Annotated in this window: 14 protein-coding genes; all 14 read right to left on the minus strand. The window is 67.2% G+C overall.

The window, feature by feature from the left end:
• Positions 1-763: 763 nt before the first annotated feature.
• The gene (locus P0Y60_15605; GenBank protein WEK60706.1) at positions 764-7,720 is read right to left on the minus strand and encodes a DUF5979 domain-containing protein; all 6,957 of its coding nucleotides are present in this window, start codon (positions 7,718-7,720) and stop codon (positions 764-766) included.
• A 230-nt stretch (positions 7,721-7,950) separates the two neighbouring features.
• Positions 7,951-8,163: a hypothetical protein gene (locus P0Y60_15610; protein WEK60707.1), complete on the minus strand. Its 213-nt coding sequence runs from the start codon at positions 8,161-8,163 to the stop codon at positions 7,951-7,953.
• 156 nt (positions 8,164-8,319) lie between these two features.
• Complete coding sequence (gene tuf, locus P0Y60_15615) at positions 8,320-9,510, minus strand: elongation factor Tu (protein ID WEK60708.1); 1,191 nt, start codon at positions 9,508-9,510, stop codon at positions 8,320-8,322.
• Between the two features lie 149 nt (positions 9,511-9,659).
• Positions 9,660-11,774, minus strand: a complete 2,115-nt coding sequence (gene fusA, locus P0Y60_15620) for an elongation factor G (GenBank protein WEK60709.1) — start codon at positions 11,772-11,774, stop codon at positions 9,660-9,662.
• A 90-nt stretch (positions 11,775-11,864) separates the two neighbouring features.
• On the minus strand, positions 11,865-12,335 hold the full coding sequence (gene rpsG, locus P0Y60_15625; GenBank protein ID WEK60710.1) for a 30S ribosomal protein S7: 471 nt from the start codon (positions 12,333-12,335) through the stop codon (positions 11,865-11,867).
• Positions 12,336-12,340: 5 nt separating this feature from the next.
• Positions 12,341-12,709 (minus strand): 30S ribosomal protein S12, encoded by a 369-nt coding sequence (gene rpsL, locus P0Y60_15630; protein WEK60711.1) that lies wholly within the window; start codon positions 12,707-12,709, stop codon positions 12,341-12,343.
• A gap of 192 nt (positions 12,710-12,901) precedes the next feature.
• Positions 12,902-13,699 carry a DUF427 domain-containing protein gene (locus P0Y60_15635; protein WEK60712.1) on the minus strand — a complete coding sequence of 266 codons (798 nt, stop codon included), beginning with the start codon at positions 13,697-13,699 and terminating at the stop codon, positions 12,902-12,904.
• A gap of 141 nt (positions 13,700-13,840) precedes the next feature.
• A complete protein-coding gene (locus P0Y60_15640; GenBank protein WEK60713.1) occupies positions 13,841-14,488 on the minus strand; it encodes a spermidine/putrescine ABC transporter substrate-binding protein in 648 nt (215 codons plus the stop codon).
• 59 nt (positions 14,489-14,547) lie between these two features.
• Positions 14,548-14,979, minus strand: a complete 432-nt coding sequence (locus tag P0Y60_15645) for a hypothetical protein (protein ID WEK60714.1) — start codon at positions 14,977-14,979, stop codon at positions 14,548-14,550.
• Positions 14,980-15,047: 68 nt separating this feature from the next.
• On the minus strand, positions 15,048-16,046 hold the full coding sequence (locus P0Y60_15650; protein ID WEK60715.1) for an ABC transporter: 999 nt from the start codon (positions 16,044-16,046) through the stop codon (positions 15,048-15,050).
• A 116-nt stretch (positions 16,047-16,162) separates the two neighbouring features.
• Positions 16,163-16,315 (minus strand): hypothetical protein, encoded by a 153-nt coding sequence (locus P0Y60_15655; GenBank protein WEK60716.1) that lies wholly within the window; start codon positions 16,313-16,315, stop codon positions 16,163-16,165.
• A gap of 64 nt (positions 16,316-16,379) precedes the next feature.
• Positions 16,380-17,039: a hypothetical protein gene (locus tag P0Y60_15660; protein WEK60717.1), complete on the minus strand. Its 660-nt coding sequence runs from the start codon at positions 17,037-17,039 to the stop codon at positions 16,380-16,382.
• Between the two features lie 2 nt (positions 17,040-17,041).
• Positions 17,042-17,368 carry a PadR family transcriptional regulator gene (locus P0Y60_15665; protein ID WEK60718.1) on the minus strand — a complete coding sequence of 109 codons (327 nt, stop codon included), beginning with the start codon at positions 17,366-17,368 and terminating at the stop codon, positions 17,042-17,044.
• A 41-nt stretch (positions 17,369-17,409) separates the two neighbouring features.
• The gene (locus tag P0Y60_15670; protein WEK60719.1) at positions 17,410-18,261 is read right to left on the minus strand and encodes a chitosanase; all 852 of its coding nucleotides are present in this window, start codon (positions 18,259-18,261) and stop codon (positions 17,410-17,412) included.
• Between the last annotated feature and the right edge of the window lie 18 nt (positions 18,262-18,279).

An 18,279-nucleotide genomic window follows, 5' to 3' on the forward strand; every position in this document is an offset into this window, starting at 1 on the left:
GACGCACGTCGGCGCTGTTCGCGCCTCGGCACTCGAACGGCTCTCGCGAGTCGATCTGCTGCACCACTGTTCTTGTTTCAGCCCGCACGCCTCTCGACGAGCAGGATGCCGACGCCTGCCGCACATGGCGGAGCCCTCATCATGAGGGTGTCGGGGTTGTGTTCTGCTACCCGCGGCCTAGAACCCTGCAGCCTCCCGGAGGAGACGCCGTCTATGCACTGCCCTGGCAGTGATCCGGCACACGCACAGCGCGCCGAAATGTCGAACCTGTCTATTCTGCCATGCCTGATTTCACTTGCGCAAACCCGGGCGTGTCGCGCTTCGGGAATGCCCGCGCGCGAGGGCGTCGATCAGGTCAGATCGCAGGAGATAGCGGGGCGAGGCATCCCCATGCCTCGCCCCGCTTGGGGAGGGCGTTCAGTGCGAGGGGGCACACCGAACGCGAGGAATCCGGCGTGAAGGGACGCCAGGATCCTCGTTCGAGGGCGCGACGGAGAACCCGCCGCGCGGGCGGGGTCGAGAGGCGGCGCACAGACGGCGCGCAACGCACGATGATCCCCAAAATCAATTCCCCAGTTTTGTGCCCGACGTTCGTCGAGCAGTTTCGGTACGTCGAACCCCTTCGGCGTACCAGGCCGCAAGATCCCCAGGCGGCTCAGCCCATTCTAGTCGGACAGGCTGCGAGAACGCCACAACTCAATCCGGTGTCGGGGTGGGATGCGTGATGCACCCCACCCCGATGATCTCGGTCAGGACGGTGTCGTCACTCCGACGGCACACCGTTCCGACGACGCACACCGCGAACCAGCAGGAGCGCTCCCCCACCGAGCAGCAGGAGCATCGCCGACCAGGCCCACGGGCCACCCGCGAAGCCGGTCTGCGGCAGATCCTTGACGAACTCATTCGTGATCGTGACCTCGGCCGCCGCGGTCGCGCCGGCCAGGTCGACATATGTCTCCGTCCCGGCGGCCGTCCGCGCCGCATCCGTCGACGTCGTCACGGTGATGGCCGTACGCACTGCGGTTCCCGCATCCGTCTCCGTGATCCCGCACGATGCACCGACGGGGAGCGAATCGTAGGTCGTCGTGTATCCCCCGGCGGCGCTGAGCTCGCGCACGGCCCCTCCGGGAATGGCGATCAGAGCATCGTTCCGGAAGGCGGGGATCGTGCAGGCGAGTTCCACCGTGAAGGTGCCGTCCGCCCCCTCGGCATCCAGGTCGCCGATACGCTCCTTCGTCACCACGATCGAGGTGAGGTCGAAGGAGTTCGTCGCCGTGACCGTCCAGGCGGGGTCTACGCCCTCGCCGAGGACGACCGTTCCATCACTCGGGTCGAGCGAGGCACGCGTCGCGCCCGCGGAGAACGTCTCCTCAACGACGCACGAGGTGCTCGTCGGGTACGGTCCGAAGGTGCGCTGGCTGTTCGCCTCGAGTGGGAACTCGAGATCGAGGATCTCCTGCCCCCGGTACGTGCACACCGCCGTGAAGGTGAACGGACCGGCACCGTACAGGGCCGCCCCCTCACCGTCGACGTTCTTCACGACCGTGAGCACCCCGGTGTCATAGCTGTTGGTGACCGTGACCTCGGCGGGCGTCGTTCCCACCTCGACCTCCGCGGCGCCGCCATCAAGGTCGGTGACCCCGGTGCCGGTGACCGTGATCGCATCAGCGGCGGAGCTGCCGACCTCGGTGATCTCACACGTGGAGCGGGCCGGGATCGTGTTCGCCGGTGCGGTGTAGGTCTCGCCGTCGCTGAGCGTGAACGCGACATCGGTGATTCCGCCCGGGAATGTGACCGGGATGCCGGCGGTGCTCGTGCACGTGAGGGTGAAGTCGAACGGACCGAAGCCTCCCGCCACCGCGTCCGTGGCGACGATCTTCGTCACGGCGAGCCCGGAGTACGCGTAGTCGTTGACCAACTGCACGACGTCATCCGCCGGCACCTCGTCATCGGCATCCGCGACCTCGGTGATCTCGATCGTCGTGGGCGAACCCGAGCGGCTCGCCTCTCCGTACGAGCCGATCTCCCCCTGCTCGGTGATCGTGCAGGAAGCGCCGAAGGGCACACCGTCGATCCGGCGACTGTAGCCGTTGCCTTCGTCGAGCGTCACGACCGCATCCGCACCCAGGTTCAGCTCAACGCCGTCGATCGTGCAGACGACGTCGGCACGGAATGCGTCGGCCGCGTAGTCCGCGGCCGCGCCCGTGATCAGCTTGTCGACACGAAGGGCGCCGACCACCAGGTGCACACCGACCCGAGACGGTGCGATGCGCTGGAAGGTCGTCTCATCCTCGTCACGGAATTTGACCCCGAACTGGTTCCACGCGAAGGAATCCGACGCGGGAACCGCAGAGGGCGCTCCGGTCGGGTTGTCCGCCGAGGCGACGACGTTGGTACTGCTGTACGTCACATCCACGAACTGTCCAGGGGTCAGCGCGCCGGCATTCGTGGTACGGAAGTCCAGGCTCACGCGGATGCCGGAGACGCTCGACCAGTCGGTGTCCGCGTCGGCTGCCGTCCAGACCTCTCCGTTCTGAGCGCACGGCACCTGGTTGACGAGGTTGCCCCACGTGCCGGTGCACACGCCGGTCGAGGAGGTGACCTCGATCACGGTCCTGGTCCCGGCCGGCGCGTTGATCGCCAGGTCGTCGAGCATCTGCGGGCGGTATGCCGACCCACGGCTCGCGCCGGAGATGAGCGAACGATCCCCGGCGACGGGCAGCTGGTCGAACAGGACCATCTCGGCCATCTCGCTGGTGCCGCCGTTCTGGGCACGCAGCACCCAGCTGTCGGTCCCGCCGATCTCGCTGTTGGCCGCACACGGGGAGCGGAAGTACGCGCCGCCCGTGACCACGAGGTTCTGCTGGCAGATCGCATCGGGCCGACCCGGATAGATCGCGCCCTGGCGCTCGCCCCGCACACCCTTCACGACGAACAGGCTCGTCGCGTTCGCCGGGGTGACGTAATCCGTCGTCCCACAGGTCGTGTCGTCGGCCGCCCACGCGCCGGTGACCGAACCGCCGGTGACCGAGTTCGTGCACGACTGCAGGTTCTCGTCGGTGTGCACGGTCATCGTGTTGATGGCCTGCTGCCCGATCCCGAGACCGGGCTGGAGCTGCAGCAGGATTCGCACGGAGAACGTCTCGCCCGGAGCCATGCGAGACCCGTCCGGCCAGCTGAACACGAGTTCCTGACCGTCAGGGACCAGGCTGTCCGGCTCCGGCAGCAGCCCGTCGGGATCGGCGGTGTAGACCGGAGCGTCACCGAGATACACGAGGTACGTCGGGAGCAGATCGCGGAGTTCGTCGATCGTGAGATAGCCGGAACCGGTGTTGGTGAACGACAGGTCCCAGGGCACGAGGTCTCCGGCCGTGGCGACATGACTCGCGCCGTCATTGACCCTTTTGTTCACGGAGATCTGGAACGTCCCGGGACTCAGAGCGATGACGGCGTCGGTGGTTTTCTCCGCCGAGGTCTCGCCGTTGAGGCGGTCGCTGATCACGGTCACCGTGTTCGTCACGTCGCCGGACAGCGCGACAGGTTCGCCGCTCCCCCGATACTCGTCGCGGAGCTGCACGGTGAACGCCGCTGCGGCAGTCCAGCGCGGCGCCGGCACAGACGGGGAGAAGAAGGCGCCGTCCGCGCGCGTGAACGCGAAGCGGACTCCCTCGATCTCCGCGAAACGGTCCGCCGCGACAGGAACGATCGCACCCGCGATGGTCGTGGCGGCGGATTCGACCCATTCGTCCGCGCCGTCCGCGCCGAACGGCCCGAAGACGGCCACCCGGATCCGATCGGCTCCGGCTGGCGCGGTGATCGTGCCGAGACCGGTGAAGTCGAAGGAGTCCCAGAACTCGGGAGAGTTCTCGGCGTCGTCCGTCAGGCGCACTTCGGCCGGCGACAGCGTGCTCACCGGATCGGTGCCCTGGTTGGCGCCGAGGGTCACCGTCACGGGTGTGTCCTTCGTCGGTTCGGTCAGCGCGTTCGGCGACACGGTCTTCCGCGGGGCGACGTTGAGATCGCCTCCCGTGAGGGTCACGGCCACCGCGTCGCGTCCTCCGGTGAGCTCACCATCGCTGAGGATCGGGTCGTACGACTGCGCGAACACGCGGTTCGCCACTCCGACCCGGTCGTTGGCGGCCACGGTCTGCGGCTCGCCGGTGCTGCGCAGCTGCGGGCGCAGCTGGGTGTCCATGACGATGCGCAGCACGTTTGCCGCGGTGATGGTCCCCCCTGTCGTCGCGGGATCGGTTCCCTGGAAGGTGACCGACACACCGACGACGTCGGCCAGGGCCGTCGCATCCATCGCATTGACAGCCGCAGCGGTCGTCTGCTGCGTCGTGTACTCGCCGTCGGCATATCGCAGCACCCAGACGGTGCTGGCGGTGAGATCGACCTGCGCGGGAATCGCCGCGGAGATCGTGACCTTTCGCAGATCGAAGCGCTCGAACGGGTTGCCCTGTCCCGCGGCCGTGAGCCAGTCGATGTTCTCCGTGAAGGGATCGGCCTTCGCGCCGGCGGCGGTGCCCGCGCTCTGGCACAGGGCCATCGCCTCGCCGTCGGCACACACCGGCGGATCGGTCACACGGATGTAGGAGGCCTTCGACACCGAGTCGTTGCGGGCCTCGAGCGTGAACTGCGCGGTCGGATAGGTCGAGGGAGCTGACCCTGCGCGCGGCACATGCAGGGCAGTCGTCGGAGTGACGGACTTGCGGACCGACACCCCGGGGCCTGGGTTCGTGATCAGGATGGTGTCAGCGTCGATGTCGCTCTGCACCTCGCCGGTGACGAGACCTTCGCCGTCGATGCGCACGTCGTTCTCGACGAGTCCCTGATCAGCGGTGTTATAGGTCTCCTCGTCGATCACCCATGCGCCATCCGAGCGCTTCTGATCGCGGATCTGCCAGACGAGGTCGTACGTGCGCACCGAGCTGCTCGAGCCCACACCCTCACCGATGGTCGTGACGAACGGATCGCCCGCGGCCACCGCATCAGCCCGCGCTTGATCATTCGGGGACAGCGAGATGCGGAAACCGGTGGCATCCGCGCGCTGCGCGTCGGTCAGCACATGACCAACGAAGGCGCCGTTCTGGATCCAGCCTCCGGCGGGAGCGATGACGGTCTGCCACGCGCCGCCGACGAACAACTCCACCGCGTCGACGATGTCGTACCGCATGTACCACCCGTTGCTGAAAGGCGTGCTGTTCGCGGGGATCGCATCGATCCGCACGAGGTCGAAGGCGTCGTAGACCGTGCCGGCCACCGCGCCCGGAGCACTCGACGGGTCGAACGCGTCGACAGCAGGGGCGGGGTCGGTGATGCTGATGCGACCGAATCCGGGGTCGACGCGCCAGCTCAGCGTCGTCCCTCGCAACTGTCCCGACTGCGCGGAGACCGTCGGTTCGCTCCAGCGCTTGTCGATCCCGATCGTGCCCTCGTTGGCGACGGTCTCGATCGTCGCGCTGTCTTCATCAGCGTCGGTGTCGGTCAGCGGGGTACCGCCGCCCGTCTCTCCGGTACCGGTCGTCGTCGCCTGGTTGACATATTCCACGGGCTGGTCGTCGCTGGGAACGACATCGCCGCCGCTGCGGAGGTCACCGCGGGCCTCGGAGACGAAGTACGGCGTCACCGTCGTACCGGCCGGGAAACCCTTCGGGTCGATGTTGTCGAAGGTGAAGCGGATGCCTCGGACGTCGTCGATGCTGACGCCGGTCGGGAGCGCCGCCACGATCTCGGCCTGCGTCATCGAGACCAGATGCGGCTGCGCCTGAGCGGGGAAGACCTGCAACTGGCGCCAGTCACCGTTCGCGTCCTGGATCTCGATGGTCAGCGCCGTGTTCGACGGGACCTGCGTCGGAGCGATCGAGGTGAGATCGAAAGCATCCCAGAATCCACCCTCGCCGGTCCACGCGTCCTCGACGACGATCCTGTTCGGGGTGATGTAGTCGGAGGTGGTCGTGAGGCGCGCCGCGAGCTCGGTCACGACCGGTTCACCCGGCGCCACGGATCCGGAGGGACGGATCGTCTTGGTGAGCGTCACGTCGATCTTCGGCTCGAGCAGCGTCAGATCCGCTGTGTCCGTGGCCTCCGCATCGACGCCGTTCTGCGCCACGACCGAGGTGGTGGCCGAGTTCGTCACCGTGCGCTGGGGATCTGCGCCGATCGCATCCTCCGTCGTCTGGATCGTGAAGTCGATCACGGCGTTGGCGCCGGAGGCGATGCCGCCGTTGGCGGCGGTGAAGACGAATTCGAACCCGGAGATCTCAACCCCGGGAGCGGCGGGCACGACGCCCTCGGTCAGGGCGACATCGACCGGGTCGCTGCCATCGAGCGGGTAGTAGCGCAGGATGGCGCTGTCAGCATCGTCGGGCCAGACCGGCGCCGAGGTGAACCCGCCGAAGGTGATCTCCGCATCGAAGAAGTCGAGATCGGTGATGCGGAGCTCGTTCACGCCGACATCCGACGTGTTCGTTCCGACGATGCGCGATTGGGCATCGTCGCCCGCCGCAATGCGGGCCGGGGAGATGCTCTTGCTCGTGGCCGCGGCGATGGACGCGGGGATCACACGGTAGTCGGCATCCGCGCTGTCGCTCACAGGATCGCGGCCCTCGACGGCGGCGGTGGCGCGCACCGTGTTGTCGACGGCGTGCACCGAGGTCGACAGATCTGCGTCGGTGTTCCGATGCGTCGCACGCTGTTCGACCTGGATAGCGACGGTGCCTGACGCACCCTCCGCGATCGCGGTGCCGGTGTAGGTCAGTCGGATGCCGCCGATCTCGGCGACATCCACGCCTGCCGGGATCTCCGGTACGGACGACGGCGGCCCTGGTACCCACTGCCACGTGCCATCGGCCTGCTGCAGGTAGAGATCCACCTGCACCGCGTCTGCGCCCACCGGCAGAGTCGTGTTGCCGAAACCGGTGAAGTCGGTGATCGTGAAGGGGTTGCTCGCATCGAGCGTCGTCGCGCCGTCCTCGGCGACCGAAGGCTCCTGCATGATGAGCGTCTCGACCGGACCGTTCGACGCGTTCGAGATCGCGAGATCGATCGTGGAGGGAGATCCGGGATTGAAACTCTGGGGCGACGGAGACCAGTCCTTGGTCACACCGACGTCGATGATCTCCGGGGTGATCACGGTGATTGTCGCGTCGTCCGTCGCCGGCGCGGAGTTGGTGGCCTCCGTCTGGGCGCTGTTGGTGATCGTCTTGGTCCCGGGCGGGAGATCCGACGGCACCTGCAACGTGATCGTCACGGTGAATGTCTGACCGTTCTGCAGACCGGTTCCGACCGGGGCGCTGATCGCGCCGGTGAAATCGACGTCGAGCACGGTGTCTGCGGTGACGGTCGACGGCGCGGTCGCACCGACTGCGCCGTCGACCGTCCAGGTCACGTCGCGCGCGACGCTGGCCGCACCGGGCTGCATGGAGACATTCTGGATCGAGTAGCCCGCGAGCTCCGCCGGCAGTGCGTCGTGGAGCGAGGCATCGAGGCACGACTGCTCGGAGCAGTTGACCGCGATCGTGTAGGTGAACGGCTGCCCCGGCGACACCTGTGCAGGGGCGACGCTCTTCGACACCGTCAAGTACTCGGGATCCCCCTCGGCCGCGAATGCCGGAGCCACCGGTACCACGAGTCCGGCGGCGATGACGGTGGCCGTCACCAGCGACGCCCACACCCCCCGCGCGCGTCCGTGTGCCGTCGACAGTCTGGTCGTACGCATGGCGTAGCCTCCCCGTTGTTGCTGACGATGTCAGCAGCTCCCCTCCCCGGGAGTTACGCCCCAGCGGCGTCGCACACCCGCGATGATGCGGGATGAACGTTCCGGTTCTGCGTCCTGAGATGCAGCAACCTCGGTTTCATCCTGGCATATCGCCCGAGCGAAAAGCGAGCCTTGACGGGCAGAGAAAAGCGGCGACCCCGAAAGGGGGCCGCCGCTCTCTGACGTTTTCGTTACTCGTTGCCGACGGCCTTGTCGGCGCCGTCACGGATCTCATCGATCTTGTCCGCAGCACCCGGCGCGATCTTCTTGGCGAAGTCCGCGACGCCGTCGAGCACCTTGTCGCTGATGTCTTCAGCCTGGTCGCTCTTGACCGCCTCGGCGATCTTGTCCTTGTTCTGCTCGAAGAGCTCTTTGCCCTTGTTGACCGCGTCCTCGATACCCATGGTGTTCCCCTTCAGAGGTGTGTGCTGCCGACCGGAGAGGCCGATCACCCTCATTGTGCATGCCTGCCACGCCAAACGGAACCCCTGATACGAAGGGTGACAACGACACAGGGGCCGGACCCGAAGGCCCGACCCCTGTGCGAAGGAAGCAGATGCTTACTTGATGATCTTCGTGACCGTACCGGCGCCGACGGTGCGTCCACCCTCACGGATGGCGAAGCCGAGGCCCTCTTCCATGGCGATCGGCTGGATCAGCTCGACCGTCACGTCAGTGGTGTCGCCGGGCATGACCATCTCGGTGCCCTCGGGCAGCGTGATGACACCGGTGACGTCGGTGGTGCGGAAGTAGAACTGCGGGCGGTAGTTCGTGTAGAACGGGTTGTGACGCCCGCCCTCATCCTTGGACAGGATGTACGCGGTGCCAGCGAAGTCGGTGTGCGGCGTGACCGAACCCGGCTTGACGATGACCTGACCGCGCTCGACGTCCTCACGCTTCGTTCCACGGAGCAGGAGACCACAGTTCTCGCCGGCCCATGCCTCGTCGAGCTGCTTGTGGAACATCTCGATACCCGTGACCGTGGTCTTGACGGTCGGACGGAGTCCGACGATCTCGACCTCGGAGTTGATGGCCAGCGTGCCACGCTCGGCGCGGCCGGTGACGACGGTTCCACGACCGGTGATCGTGAAGACGTCCTCGACGGGCATCAGGAACGGCTTGTCCTTGTCGCGCACCGGGTCCGGAACGTTCTCGTCGACGGCTTCCATGAGGTCGAGGATGGACTGGGTCCACTTCTCGTCACCCTCGAGAGCCTTCAGAGCGGAGACGCGGACGACAGGAGCGTCCTCGGCGAAGCCCTGCGAGGCGAGCAGCTCGGAGACCTCGAGCTCGACGAGCTCCAGGATCTCCTCGTCGTCGACCATGTCGGACTTGTTCAGCGCGACCAGCAGGTACGGCACGCCGACCTGCTTGGCGAGCAGAACGTGCTCACGCGTCTGAGCCATCGGGCCGTCAGTGGCGGCGACCACGAGGATCGCGCCATCCATCTGAGCTGCACCGGTGATCATGTTCTTGACGTAGTCGGCGTGGCCGGGAGCGTCAACGTGCGCGTAGTGGCGCTTGGGGGTCTCGTACTCGATGTGCGAGATGTTGATGGTGATACCACGCTGGCGCTCTTCCGGCGCCGAGTCGATGGAAGCGAAGTCGCGCTGCACGTTGGTGTCAGACGGGAACTTGTCAGCAAGCACCTTCGAGATCGCTGCGGAGAGCGTGGTCTTGCCGTGGTCGACGTGACCGATCGTTCCGATGTTGACGTGCGGCTTGGTCCGCTCGAACTTGGCCTTGGCCACTGGGTCCTCCTCAGGACGTCGTTGTAGAGGTGCCGGGCACTGGATTGCGACCGGTTCTCCACGGGTGAGATTCTCAGTTTAGTAGAGAGGGAATGTGAAGTTGTAGGGGGCCTGGGAGCCGAACCGGAGTCCGGCTCCCAGAAGGACGATTACTCGCCCTTGGTCTTCTGGACGATCTCGTCGGCCACTGCGCGGGGAACCTCAGCGTAGCTGTGGAACTCCATCGAGTAGACGGCGCGACCCGAGGTCTTCGAGCGCAGGTCGCCGATGTATCCGAACATCTCGGACAGCGGAACCTGTGCACGCACGACCTTGACGCCGGCGGCATCCTCCATCGACTGGATCTGGCCACGGCGCGAGTTGATGTCGCCGATGACGTCGCCCATGTACTCCTCAGGAGTACGGACCTCGACGGCCATCAGCGGCTCGAGCAGCACGGGGTTCGCGCGGCGCGCGGCCTCCTTGAAGCCCATCGAGCCCGCGATCTTGAACGCCATCTCCGAGGAGTCGACGTCGTGGGCAGCACCGTCGACGATGATCGCCTTGACGCCGACCATCGGGTAGCCCGCGAGGACTCCGACGTTCATCGCGTCCTGGAAACCGGCGTCGATGGATCCGATGTACTCGCGAGGGATGCGACCACCGGTGACGGCGTTCACGAACTCGTAGGTCTTCTCGGAGTCCAGGTCCATCGGCTCGATGGTGAACTGGATCTTCGCGAACTGACCCGAACCACCGGTCTGCTTCTTGTGCGTGTAGTCGTGCTTCTCGACGGCCTTGCGGATCGTCTCGCGGTACGCCACCTGCGGCTTGCCGACGTTGGCCTCGACGTTGAACTCGCGCTTCATGCGGTCCACGAGGATGTCGAGGTGCAGCTCGCCCATTCCCTTGATGGTCGTCTGACCGGTCTCGGGGTTGAGCTCGGTGCGGAACGTCGGGTCCTCTTCAGCGAGCTTCTGGATGGCGACACCCAGCTTCTCCTGGTCGGCCTTGGTCTTCGGCTCGATGGCGACCTCGATGACGGGCTCCGGGAAGGTCATCGACTCGAGGACGACGGGCGACGCGGGGTCGGTCAGGGTGTCACCGGTGGTGGTGTCCTTCAGGCCGATGACCGCGTAGATGTTTCCGGCGGTGACCGAGGGGACCGGGATCTCCTTGTTGGCGTGCATCTGGAAGATCTTCCCGATGCGCTCCTTCTTGCCCTTGGTCGAGTTGACGACCGGCGAGCCGGAGTCGAGGTGACCCGAGTAGACGCGCACGTAGGTGAGGCGACCGAAGAACGGGTGCACGGCGACCTTGAAGGCCAGGGCCGCGAACGGGTCATTGGCGTCGGGGTGACGCTCGATGATCGTGTCGTAGTCCTTGGGGTCGTGCGCCTCGATCGAGCCCACGTCGAGCGGGTTCGGCAGGTAGTCGATGACCGCGTCGAGCATCGGCTGCACACCGCGGTTCTTGAACGCGGAACCGCACAGCACCGGGTAGATCTCGCTGGAGACGGTCAGCTTGCGGATCGCGCCCTTGATCTCGGCGACCGTGAGCTCCTCGCCACCGAAGAACTTCTCGAGAAGTGCGTCGTCGGTCTCGGCGACGGTCTCGAGCAGCTGCTGCCGGTAGTCGGCCGCCTTCTCCTTGAGGTCTTCCGGGATCTCCTGGATCTCGTAGGAGGCGCCCATGGTGACGTCACCCTTCGAGTCACCGGCCCAGACGAGGGCCCGCATCTCGACGAGGTCGATGACACCGACGAAGTCGTTCTCGGCACCGATCGGCAGCTGGATGACCAGCGGCTTCGCGCCGAGGCGGTTGATGATCGTGTCGACCGTGAAGTAGAAGTCGGCGCCGAGCTTGTCCATCTTGTTGACGAAGCAGATGCGCGGGACGTTGTACTTGTCGGCCTGACGCCAGACGGTCTCGGACTGGGGCTCGACGCCCTCCTTGCCGTCGAACACGGCGACTGCGCCGTCGAGGACACGGAGCGAGCGCTCCACCTCGACCGTGAAGTCCACGTGGCCGGGCGTGTCGATGATGTTGATCTGGTTCTTGTCCCAGTAGCAGGTCACGGCGGCAGACGTGATCGTGATGCCGCGCTCCTTCTCCTGTTCCATCCAGTCAGTGGTCGAGGCGCCATCGTGCGTCTCGCCGAGCTTGTGGTTGACGCCCGTGTAGAACAGGATGCGCTCGGTCGTCGTCGTCTTGCCGGCATCGATGTGCGCCATGATGCCGATGTTGCGGACCTTGCTCAGGTCGGTGAGCACGTCTTGTGCCACAGGAGTGTCCTTATCTTTCGTGCAGTCGTACTGCGCAGAGGGGGTGACGGGCTCAGGAACGCGGATGGGCTCCTGAGCCCGTCGAAGGGTTTACCAGCGGTAGTGAGCGAACGCGCGGTTCGACTCGGCCATCTTGTGGGTGTCTTCGCGGCGCTTGACCGCGGCTCCCAGGCCGTTCGACGCGTCGAGGATCTCGTTCTGGAGACGCTCGGTCATCGTCTTCTCACGACGACCCTTGGCGTAGCTGACGAGCCAGCGCAGCGCGAGGGTGTTCGCACGGTGCGGCTTGACCTCGACCGGCACCTGGTAGGTCGAGCCACCGACGCGGCGGCTGCGGACCTCGAGGGTCGGGCGCACGTTGTCGAGCGCCTTCTTGAGGGTGGCGACGGCATCCTGACCGTTCTTCGCCTCGACACCGCTGAGGGCACCGTAGACGATCGACTCGGCCAGCGACTTCTTGCCGTCGACGAGGATCTTGTTCACCAGCGAGGTGACGATCGGAGCGCCGTATACCGGGTCGTTGACGACGGGGCGCTTGGGGGCGGGACCCTTACGAGGCATCTAACTCAACCCTTCTTCGCGCCGTAGCGGGAACGAGCCTGCTTACGGTTCTTGACAGCCTGGGTGTCCAGGGCGCCGCGGACGATCTTGTAACGCACACCGGGGAGGTCCTTGACACGACCGCCGCGCACGAGCACCAGCGAGTGCTCCTGCAGGTTGTGACCCTCACCGGGGATGTATGCGGTGACCTCGGCGCCGTTGCGCAGCTTCACACGAGCGACCTTGCGCATCGCCGAGTTCGGCTTCTTCGGGGTGGTGGTGTAGACGCGGGTGCATACCCCGGCCTGCTGCGGGTTCGACTTGAGCGCGGGCGCCTTGGTCTTGGTGACCTTGGGCGAGCGACCCTTGCGAACCAACTGCTGAATGGTTGGCACGTTCTCTCCTCATAGTGCTGCACGGTGACAGCGTGATGGGTTTCACATCATGACCCACCGGCACGCCGGATCGGGCGCGCTTTGTGGTGTGGTGGGTATGCCGTGGAGGCGGACCGGCAAGGTGCCGACGCCCAGCGCGCACGTCAAGACGTGCACACACCTGACCAAGTGTAATGCCGCGTAACCTGACGGTCAAATGACGGCGACCCCGTCCACGGTGATGTCGACGCGCTCGGAGTAGAAGGCGATCAGTCCGGCGATCGGAGCGACCGCGGGAAGCGGTGCGGGATACGACCACGCGATCTCATGATCGGGGCGGGCGGCGGTCGCCCAGTAGCGGGTCGCCTCCCCCTTGTACGGGCATTCGCTCCAGCCCGCGATCTCGCGGAGAGCCGACAGATCGACGTCGTCGGCCGGCAGGTAGAAGCGTGCGGGCAGACCGGTCTCGTAGACGATCACGGGGCGGTGCGACTCGGCGATCACCCGTGCACCGTCGCGCACGACCACGTGACGGGTCGACGGCAACGCGTCGACCCGATTGCGGGGGTCGCGGGGGTGCGCGAAGACGCGGTCCTCCTCCTCGGTCCACCGGTCGAGAATCCCGGGGAACCACGTCACGGCGATGAAGTCGTCGAGTTCGTCGAGGTCCCATGTCCATGCGGCGGAGGGGATGCGCCGGTCGCCGACGACGAGGTCGAACCATCTGCGCGCCGGCGCGCGGGGCCGGTAGTACTCCGCGGTGGGTGCCTCTCCGGGGATCAGCAGGTCCGTGCGCACGTCGTCGAGAGGAAAGCCGTACTCCGGAACCTTCGCCGTCGGCTCCCACACGAGGATCGGCCGACGTGAGTCGACCACGGCGAGATCCCCCACCCACCCCCGCAGCCACCGCTCGCTCGGCTCCCAGCGCCAGGTCGGAACGGCGAGCGGAACCCGCCGAGCCAGGCGGATGCTGTCGCGGGGCTGCAGAGGGCGTGTCGAGGCGTCGGTCATGGGTGCTCCTGGAGACGAGGTCCCGTCCATCCAAGTCGGGCGTGGGCACCGCGGGGCGCGAGATTGCCCCGCATGACATCGCGTGTCGCCGCGTGTCTCGGAGCGGGCGTTCTACGCAGACTGCCCGGTCCGCGCAGGCGTTCAGGGCATGTCGGGATCGAACGGCGAGTCGAGCGACTGCGTCAGCTCGGCCAGCAGCGCCTCGATCTGCGGCTCGACGTGCTGCGAGATCGCCGCCTGGATGCTCAGGCGATGGCGCAACAGCAGTCCGCAGACCTCGCGGCCGACCATGTTCGCGTACTCGTCGGCGAGCGACACCTCCTGACGGAGCGCGGCCTTCGCGTCTTCGCTCAACGGCGGGAGCGGGGGCAGTTCCGCGGTGGAGTCGTCGGCGAGGCCGGCGATGGTGAAGAGGAAGGGAGCCCCTGCCACGGGCTCGGGGTCGAGCGGAAGTCCGTCGAACTCCGGATCGAGATCCTCGGCCGGTCGATAGGCACGAGCACGGTTGCGGGCAGCCTGCTGGTCGAGCTCACGCTGCAGCGTCGGCAGGTTTCGCGCCGTGTACTCGGCGACGGAGTGGTCGACGATCGTCTTGATCCGGGTGGACAGACCGTGCTGCACGCCATGCGGGACGTTCGCTCCGATCCCGGCGGCGGAGAGGATCGGCGAGCCGAGGCACCGGCGACACGGAGCGACGCGACCACGGTGGGTCGCCGGCTCCCAGCGCGGCACCCAGCGCAACCACGACTCGACGGCCTGGTCGACCTGCGTCTCCAACGAACGCTCCACACGGACAGCGTACGGCGCGGACGGCATCCGCGCGCCGATTTGCCCGTCACGGCGGGGCGTCACTCCTCGTCGTCGCGCTCCCACGGCCAGCGGGGACGCTCGGAGCGTGTGCGGCGCAGTGCGATCCCGGACCATCCGGCGATGGCGGCGGCGAGCACGAGCACGGCGCTCGCCCCTCCCCTGACCAGATCACCCGCCACGGCGGTCGCCGTGATCAGTCCACCGGTTCCGACGAGCACCGCGGCCCACACCCCCACGAGATGACCGAGTCCCGCGGCCAGAGCGATGGCGATGGCCGAGACATAGGAGGGATGCGTGCGCCGCACCGCGATCCAGAGCATCGCCGCGAAGGCCATCAGCCCCACGAACATGCCGGTCACGCCCGGCGCCTGACCGAGCCCCGGCACCGAGATGATGTCGGTGTCGGTCGCGATGCTGAGTGCCCCGAGTCCGAAGACCGCGAGGGCGAAGAAGCCGATCGTGGCCAGCACCAGCGCCAGGACAGCCGAAACCCCCGCGGACTCGGGCCCGCGGGGGTTCGGCGTGGTGGTGTTCGTGATTACCTCGGAAGCGTCGGGCCGGCCTCGAGCGTGCGCTCGTACTCGCGCTGCGCCTCGGCGTTGAGCTCGGTCTTGCGAGCGCCGCTGCGTGCGACCCAGGCGCCGAACCAGATGGTGAGCTCCCGGGCGAAGACGAAGGCGGCGATCGCCAGCGGTGCGAGCAGCTGCTCGCCGACCAGCTCGGAGGCTGCCGACGGGCTGAGCGTCAGGATGCCGGCCTCGAAGACCTGCCCGAGGATGTGACCGCCGTACGCGACCGCTCCGACGAGCAGACCGAAGACGACCCAGAGGCCCCAGCGGCTGCGGTTGATGATCGCGCCGAGCAACCAGAAGCCGAGGAAGAAGACCACGACGGGCGTCCAGAATCCCCACGTGGTCAGGGGTGCGAGCGCGGCAGAGCCGATGTTCTCGCCCGTCACGTCGCCCGCGAGCGCGCCCAGGCCGAGCGTGGTCGCAAGGTAGAGGACGGCGAAGACCACGGTCGCGAGCAGTCCGATGGCCCCGGCGGTGCCGCGATTGCCGCGGTCACGCGGGGGCTCGGGCGCCTGCACGAAGATCGGCTGCGCGAATTGCGGCACGGCAGCCGCGGCGACCAGCGGCTCGGAGGGGACGATCTGGGTCTCGGCATCGCTGTATGCCGGCGCGTAGGCGGCATCCGCCATCGCCGACTCCTCGGCCGCAGGCGCGACCGGCGTCGCGAACAACGCGGTCGCTTCCGTGCCTGCATAGGCAGGCGGGGCCGCGGCAGCAGCAGCGGGCGGCGCGAAGGTGCCGGGGAATGACCTCTCGGCCTCCTCGAACGCAGCGAGATCGGGGTCGACGACGGGCTCGGCGGCCACCGTCACGTCCGCAGGCTCCGAGGTGGCATCGGTTTCGGATGCCGCGCCGGGCACCTCTGCGCCCGCAGCGGCGGCCGCATCGAGACCGGCGTTCGCGCTGCCGACGACGTCGTCGACGTCGGCCGGCTTCTCGGGCTGGGGAACGTCGGGGTCACTCATGGGGTGCGCCTCTCATCGGATGTGTGCAGTGCGAGGTTACCTCCGGGCGAGCGAGCGCTCAGGGAGGCGTGCCGACGTGTCGCCAGACGACGGAAGGTGCGACACCTCGGAGGGTGTCAGGGGAGCACGTTGCGCAGCGCCGCCGCGACGAACTCCGCGAGCACGGGCAGCATCGGGATCGAGAGCCAGAGCAACCCGCACACGATCGCGGTGCAGAACACACCGGCGATCCAGCTCATCGTGAGACTGCGTCCCGCCACCCGTGCCATACCTCCACCGTAGAGGCGGATCAGCGCACCTCGACGTCGCAACGCCGACCGTCGGCAGCGCCGCTCAGCGTGCGGTGCGTCCCCGCAACCGCCACAGCAGCCAGAGACCGGATGCCGGGATGAGCACGAGCCCGATCACGATCACGGCGAACCAGATGAGGTCGTACCAGGCCGGGACCAGCGGATTCATGACGGGCGGCGGAGTGCCTGTTCCGGAAGAACTGCCCGAGGAGCTGCCCTCGCCCGAGAAGCCCTGCATCGTGGTGATCAGGATCACGGCGGTGAGGAACACGACGAAGGGCACGACGATGGCCACCGTCTTCTCCCACGTCTTCCACAGTGGGCTGAGCACGACCAGGACGGCTCCGACGAACCAGCCCACCACCGGGACGACGATCCCACCGAAACTCAGTGCGAGCGCGGCGGTGATCGCGAAGCCGCGGGTCGACGTGGTGCGCGGGCGCGGGGCTTCGGGCGCTGGAAGGGGTGCCGCGACGACGAACGTGGGACCGCCCGGCGTCTCATCCTGCGCCTCGCGGGCGATGTCGACCGGATCGCCGAGCTGCGCGATCCGCGCGGCGGTGGCCGCGGCATCCAATCCCTGGAGCTCTTCGGTGATACCGCCGCGGATCTCGGCGGCCACCCCGTGAGGCAGCTCGCGCATCGCCTCGTCGAGTCGCGCGAGGTAGTCCTCGCGCAGGTGCTCGGCTGTGGTCTCGATCATGCTCATCCCTCTCCGACGATGCCCGTGACGACACGGGCGAACGGGGTCCACTGCGCACGGAAGCGAGCGAGTTGCTCGATCCCGGCATCCGTGAGCCGGTAATACTTGCGCACCGGACCGCTCTCCGACGGGAGATCGAACGTGCTGACCCAGCCGTTGTCCCTCAGTCGCCCCAGCAGAGGGTAGAGCGTGCCGATGCTGGCGATCAGGCCCACGTTCGTGAGGGCGTCCGCCAGCTGCCAGCCGTACATCGGTTCCCGCGCGAGGAGACCGAGCACGCAGTACTCCACGACCCCTTTGCGCATCTGCGCCCCGATGTCAGCTGTCATGCATCACAAGGTAGCATGCAACGCAGGTTACCGCTGATTTCTCACCACCGAGGCGTCGGATCACCGTCGATCTCATAGGCGTCCCCGTACACGGCCCACCGCAATGGCGGATCAAGGGCCAGGTTGCCGGCGGCGAGGAACTCACGCTGCGCGGTGTCGACACGGCTGGTGTCCTCATGCGCCTCCTCCTGTTTCATCGCCACCACCCGAGCATCGAGGAAGGCCTCGAGGTAGGCGACCTCTCCCCCACCCTCGGCGGGGTCGTGAGCGGCATCCCGCGCCCGGGCACGGATCTCCGCGAAGCCCGAATCACCGTGCATGACCATGGCATCGAAGTAGATGAACTGCCCGAGCACCCCGAGCCCGTCGGCGAGCGCCTGCACGACGGCGGGCTCGAAGTACAGCCTGTCGACCTCATCGCGCTGCGCCTGCCGGAACGCCGGATCCTCGGCCGCGCTCGCCCAGGCGTCTTCGAACGACTCGCCGAGGCCCTCATGCGACGCGCTGCCGTCCACCGCACGCAGCGCGGGAAGGAAGGGAGCGAGCGGATTCTCGGGCGAGGCATCGGTGTAGCGCTCCACCAGCATCAGCATGTCGTGCGTGCCCGAGGTGAAGCCCACGAGCCCTCCGGTGTAGCCGCGGTCGTCGCCGATGTCCTCGAGGTAGTCGTACCGGTTGTACCAGTCCAGCGCGGAATTCTCGGCGGAGGTCATGATCTCCATCGCGATCTCGCGCTTGACGGGATCGCGCAACGTCACCGATGCGGAGGCTGCGCGCCCCGTCATCCAGATGATGCCGACCGCGACGGCGAGGGCGACCACGATGAGGGAGGCGATGATGGCCGCGGTGCGGCGCGGATCCCGCATGGGCGACGGCGAAATCGGAATGGACATTTACGAAATGCTAGACAA

It is taken from the genome of Candidatus Microbacterium colombiense (genome assembly GCA_029203165.1).
GTDB classification, from domain to species: Bacteria; Actinomycetota; Actinomycetes; order Actinomycetales; family Microbacteriaceae; genus Microbacterium; species Microbacterium colombiense.

Excerpts from the sequence above, each read along its gene's own strand:
- P0Y60_15605 (WEK60706.1), bottom strand. The coding sequence starts at position 7,720 with ATGCGTACGACCAGACTGTCGACGGCACACGGACGCGCGCGGGGGGTG.
- P0Y60_15610 (WEK60707.1), bottom strand. The coding sequence starts at position 8,163 with ATGGGTATCGAGGACGCGGTCAACAAGGGCAAAGAGCTCTTCGAGCAG.
- rpsG (WEK60710.1), bottom strand. The coding sequence starts at position 12,335 with ATGCCTCGTAAGGGTCCCGCCCCCAAGCGCCCCGTCGTCAACGACCCG.
- P0Y60_15635 (WEK60712.1), bottom strand. The coding sequence starts at position 13,699 with ATGACCGACGCCTCGACACGCCCTCTGCAGCCCCGCGACAGCATCCGC.
- P0Y60_15650 (WEK60715.1), bottom strand. The coding sequence starts at position 16,046 with ATGAGTGACCCCGACGTTCCCCAGCCCGAGAAGCCGGCCGACGTCGAC.
- P0Y60_15655 (WEK60716.1), bottom strand. The coding sequence starts at position 16,315 with ATGGCACGGGTGGCGGGACGCAGTCTCACGATGAGCTGGATCGCCGGT.
- P0Y60_15660 (WEK60717.1), bottom strand. The coding sequence starts at position 17,039 with ATGATCGAGACCACAGCCGAGCACCTGCGCGAGGACTACCTCGCGCGA.
- P0Y60_15665 (WEK60718.1), bottom strand. The coding sequence starts at position 17,368 with ATGACAGCTGACATCGGGGCGCAGATGCGCAAAGGGGTCGTGGAGTAC.
- P0Y60_15670 (WEK60719.1), bottom strand. The coding sequence starts at position 18,261 with ATGTCCATTCCGATTTCGCCGTCGCCCATGCGGGATCCGCGCCGCACC.